This is a genomic window from Clostridium sp. OM05-5BH, from assembly GCF_003481505.1.
Taxonomy (GTDB): domain Bacteria; phylum Bacillota; class Clostridia; order Lachnospirales; family Lachnospiraceae; genus Otoolea; species Otoolea fessa.
In genome coordinates this window covers 1-4811 of the sequence record NZ_QULJ01000020.1, presented here as the reverse complement: position 1 = coordinate 4811, position 4811 = coordinate 1, and the positions used below count along the sequence as shown (strand labels likewise).

General features: G+C 47.6%; 4 protein-coding genes and 1 pseudogene. 2 read left to right on the top strand and 3 right to left on the bottom strand.

All coding sequences use genetic code 11. The annotated features are described in order from the left end of the window. Nucleotides 1-103 precede the first annotated feature (103 nt). From DXB70_RS13795 to DXB70_RS13785, 3 genes are all read right to left on the bottom strand, one after another. Nucleotides 104-1735 (bottom strand): IS66 family transposase, encoded by a 1632-nt coding sequence (locus DXB70_RS13795; protein WP_118673483.1) that lies wholly within the window; start codon nt 1733-1735, stop codon nt 104-106. Between the two features lie 298 nt (nt 1736-2033). Then, nucleotides 2034-2396, bottom strand: a complete 363-nt coding sequence (gene tnpB, locus DXB70_RS13790) for an IS66 family insertion sequence element accessory protein TnpB (RefSeq protein ID WP_118468476.1) — start codon at nt 2394-2396, stop codon at nt 2034-2036. Continuing rightward, nucleotides 2386-2754, bottom strand: coding sequence for a hypothetical protein (locus tag DXB70_RS13785; protein WP_118673482.1), 369 nt, complete (start codon nt 2752-2754; stop codon nt 2386-2388). Before DXB70_RS13785 ends, tnpB begins: the two co-directional genes overlap by 11 nt. Before the next feature lie 103 nt (nt 2755-2857). Here DXB70_RS13785 and DXB70_RS14585 point away from each other — a divergent pair, with 103 nt between their 5' ends. Further along, a complete protein-coding gene (locus DXB70_RS14585; RefSeq protein ID WP_279220605.1) occupies nt 2858-2983 on the top strand; it encodes a hypothetical protein in 126 nt (41 codons plus the stop codon). A gap of 376 nt (nt 2984-3359) precedes the next feature. After that, a pseudogene (gene istA, locus DXB70_RS13775) lies at nt 3360-4811 on the top strand (IS21 family transposase); the annotation flags it as partial.

Below are 4811 nucleotides of genomic sequence, written 5' to 3'. Positions count from 1 at the left end.
CTCTGTTCGGTCACTCCCGGTATCAAGTATGTTCTTGATGCTTTTATGTAAACGCTCCATACCAAGTACCCTATAAGCTAAAAGCCGCTTCCGCGGCGCTACTTCATTGCTTTTTCAGTTTTCTGACAACGTCCGGCAACTTTTTCGACCATGGAAGCAGGTCATCTAAGAATGACCGGTCGCTGTCATCCATGCGCTTGGGGATCTCTGTCAGAAGGTGTTCAAAGTATTCGTATGGTTTTAGGTTATTCGCTTTTGCCGTCTCTGCGATGCTGTAAATAATCGCGGATGATTTCGCACCATTGATCGTATCGATCATCTGCCAGTTCTTCTTTCCAACACAGAATCCGCGGATCGCGCGCTCAGAGGCGTTATTATCCATAGGGACATCCCCATCTGTCAGGAAAACCCGGAGATATTTTTCCTGATTCAGAGCGTAACTGAAGGCATCCTTTAGCTTTTCTGTTCCGACCTCGCTTTCATGCTGCTTTAGGTACGCAAACAAAGCGTCTACCAGTGGCTTTATAGCCACCTGACGCTGGGAAAGCCGTTCTTCCGATGAGAGATCCTTTAGCTTTCCTTCTTTTCTGTAGATCGTCTGGATCTGCTTTAAGATCAGATAGGATGCGGATTCTTTTTGGCGTTCTTTCGGTACTACTGCAAGCGCTTCATCAAAGCGCCTGCGGGCATGGACCCAGCACCCGGCTATCGTCAGGTCTTCACGTTCTTTTTCCAGTGTATGGTAGACCTGATAGCCATCCGTCACGCAAATGCCGGAATAATTCTTTAGGAATTCCCGAGGATGAAAGGCATTTCTTGTCCGCTGATACTCATAAAGGATGATCTGTTTTTCCGGATACATGTGGCCAGAACGGTACACCCACATATAACTCTTGGAACCGGCACTGCGGCCATCCCGGTTTACCAATACCGGTGTCTCATCAGCCTGGATGACATGATGGCTGTAAAGCAGCGAATGAAGGTGATCATACAAAACGGCGAGATATTCTTCTCCCAGCCGGATCATCCAGTTCGCCATGTTCTGCCTGGTTATGGCAAGGCCATATCGAAGGAATTCCTGTTCAAGGCGATAAAGAGGGACCGCGTTTACGTATTTTCCATTCATGACCGCAGCAGCGAGCGAAGCGGATACGGGGCTTCCATGAAGCAGGCTTTTTGGATGTTTTGCTTTTATCATGTGCCCGTCTGTTTTGCTGGCATATACACCAACATGGTGCTCATCCACCTCGACTTTTGCCGGAATGAAACGATATCTGCGTGTAATAGCATCTGGAAGCTGTTTCCATCCGTTTTCACCGAATTCTGCTGTTAATTCTTCTTCGGTCATGTAGTGGTCGATTCGATTTGTAGGAAGCCCGGACATATCCTGAGCTTTCTTACCGGTTGCTTTTTTTCTGCGTTCCAGTGCCGGCTCCAGAGTCTCTGGTTCCGGTGCCTCCAGATCACAGACAGCTTCGGCTTCATTAAAAAACACAATGGTTCCATCCACTTCAACAAAACGGAGTTGCTGGGCATCCTCCATTTTTTCAGAGGAACGTCCAAACCTGTTCTTATTAGCCAGGATCAGCTGTTCCATCATTGCCTGCATCTTCGTATCCAGGGAATGCAGGTCGGCACTGACCTTTTCTAACTGTTCCTGTTGATTCAAAAATAACTGGATCAGCATAGATTTATCAAAGCTGTTTAACTGTTCTTCTGTGAACTTCATCGCCATGGCAGGAACTCCTTTTCTCAATGAGTCCATTGTACCAGATCTGTACGTTTTCTGCCACTTGGCGCCTGTTTTCCTTTCGGCATAATGACGGTGGATAACAGTACAGAGCACCTGGGATAGCTTTTCAGGATTCCAGATGTTCTGTACTGCTATCCACAGATTCAGAACGATTTTTCTGCCCGAAACCGTGTGGTTTGATTCCTGCGGACTGAATTCTGTGGATAAGCTTTATGAAACGGAAGAGATTCTCTTTTCTTCTGTGAAATATAGAAATTTTTTTCTCCATAATGCACAAATGTTACATCAATCTTTTAGGCGGATCATTTGGCCTGATCGGATGTTTGGGGAGAATTTCAAGCCCTTGCATCAGCATCGTATACTGTTCCGGGGATATTTCCAACGCCTCTTCTACGGAACGTGGCCAGTTGAAGGCACCGTTGCTCAGTCTCTTGTAAAGAAGCAGGAACCCATCCCCTTCCCATAAGAGTCCCTTGATTCGGTCCGTCTTCTTCCCGCAGAAAAGAAAGAGCGTATTTTTATCATACGGATCGAGCTGAAACCGGAACCGGATGATCGTTGCGAGACCATCCATTCCTCTCCGCAGATCGGTATAACCAGCTGCAAGATAGATCTTTTTCAGACCTGTGGCGTCATTCAGCATTAGACAGCACCTCCAGGATACACTGAAGCATATCTTTAGAGACAGGATTATAAATTTCAAGTGCTAATCCTCTGGAATTTCGCAGAATAGCTGTCGGTTTTAAGCTGCTGTCTTCCCGGGGCAGAGCTTTCTCTATCGGCTGAGGAAGCTCCACAAACGCCGGTTCTGGATTGTAGACCTCCAAACATGCTTTGCGGACTCTTTTCAGACGATAATAATAATTCGCTTTTGTGATGCCATGCTCACTGCACCAGGTTTCTACTTTCATATCTGCAGGTCGGTTTTTACAATCCTGGATCTGTGCCGCCCATTGCTGAAACCGAACCTGTTCAGCAACTAAACTTGTTTGACTGCTCATAGATAGACCTCCATAGGCGGTCAAAAAAGTTGAGTACTTAACTTTTTTGACTCTGTATAGTGTGAGACTATTATGGCAGAAAAAGGAGTGGAGGAACAGGTACTTGCTATGGAGCGTTTACGATCAGAAAGCAGCTGAAGAAGCGAAAAAGTCGGAAGCCGAGGCTGTGGTTAAGAAACTGCTGGCCGGTGGTATGAGTGCTGATGAGATTCTTGAGAAGTTGAAGTGATTCTATTAGCCGTGTGAACTTCAGAAGTTCGCACGGTTATTTTTAGAGGTGGTGGTTAGTCAAAACTAATCGCGCTTCATAAAAATAGCCCCACCGTGGAGTGGGGGCAATCGATCAGTCATTGTCCTCTGCTCGTATTCGGAGCAGCTCGGTTTTCTCGTTTTCCGTTGCCGGCCGCACGGCAGACTTCTCTCCAAACTGAGTATTCTGGGCGATTCTGAACCGCCGTTCCGGCGCCACAGTACCGCTGTTCCATTTTAGACGATACCGCGATTCTGGGAATCGGATACCGAGGTTCCGGTCAGATGGTACCGTTTCCTTTATAATGAATTCATACGCTTTGCAGCGTAAATTCATTACGAAGGAGGTCACCATTATGACCAAGTATCGTGAGATCATCCGGCTTGCCGGATTGAATCTCAGCCAAACCAACATTGCCCTTAGCTGCAATGCATCCAAGACAACTGTCAACAAGGTGCTGAAGGCAGCCAAAGAGCAAAATCTTGTCTGGCCTCTGGATCCTAAACTTAGCGATCCAGTCTTAGGCAAGTTGCTTTTCCCTGAAGTGAAAGCGAAGCCAGCCACTTTAAAGCGGATGCCCGATTTCGAGCATGTCCGCAAAGAGCTTCTTCGAAACGGGGTGAATAAGAAGCTCCTTTGGACAGAGTATCTTGAAGAATGCCGTCTCTCCAAAGAAGAGCCACTTATGTACTCTCAGTTCTGCTACTACATCCAGCAGGATGAGCAGAAGCGCCGCGCCACTATGCATATCAACCGCAAGCCTGCGGAGCAGATTGAGGTCGACTGGGCAGGTGATCCTGCGCACATCATCGACCCAGATACCGGTGAAATTCTGGATGCCCAGATTTTCGTAGGTGTTATGACCTACAGTTAGTATCCATACGTAGAAGCCTTTATGGATCAGAAACAGGCGTCATGGATCGCAGCACACATCCACATGTACGAGTACTTTGGCGGTGTTGCAAAGATCCTCGTGCCAGACAACTGTCGCACTGCTGTGGATCATAATAATAAAAGCTGGAATGATCCACGGATCAATGCCGTCTATCAGGAAATGGCAGAACACTATAGCATCGCCATTATTCCGGCACGCGTCCGTTCTCCAAAGGATAAGCCTAATGCCGAGGGCAGTGTAGGCAATATTTCCACATGGATCACAGCAGCGCTACGGAACGAGCAGTTCTTTTCTCTCGGTGAGTTAAATCAGGCGATCCGGCAGAAACTGGAAGATTTCAGCCATCGCCCGTTCCAAAAGAAAGAGGGGAGTCGGTATGAAATCTTCCGCGACGAAGAACTGCCATTGCTGGCTCCGTTACCTGCTACCCCATATGAACTGGCGGAATGGAGACAAGCCACCGTTCAGTTCAATTATCACATAGCGTTTGCAGGAATGCTATACTCCGTTCCACATGAGTATATAAAGCGCAAAGTTGATGTGAGAGTCACAAACAAGACCATTGAGGTTTTCTACAACCACAATCGAATCGCGTCCCACCGTCGACTGTATGGTCGCAAAGGTCAGTATAGCACAATCACAGAGCATATGCCGCCTTCTCATCAGCAGTATCTTGAGTGGAACGGCGACCGCTTCCGGCAATGGGCGAAGCGCATCGGTTCCAGTACCTACCAGACCGTGGATGCAATCCTTACCTCCAAGCTGGTAGAACAGCAATCCTACCGTAGTTGCATGGGACTTTTAAAGCTGGCCGACAAGTATTCTGTCGATCGGCTGGAAGCCGCCTGCTGCAAGGCGCTCACCTTTATAGCCACTCCGAGCTATAAAAGCATCAAGAACATACTTGATACC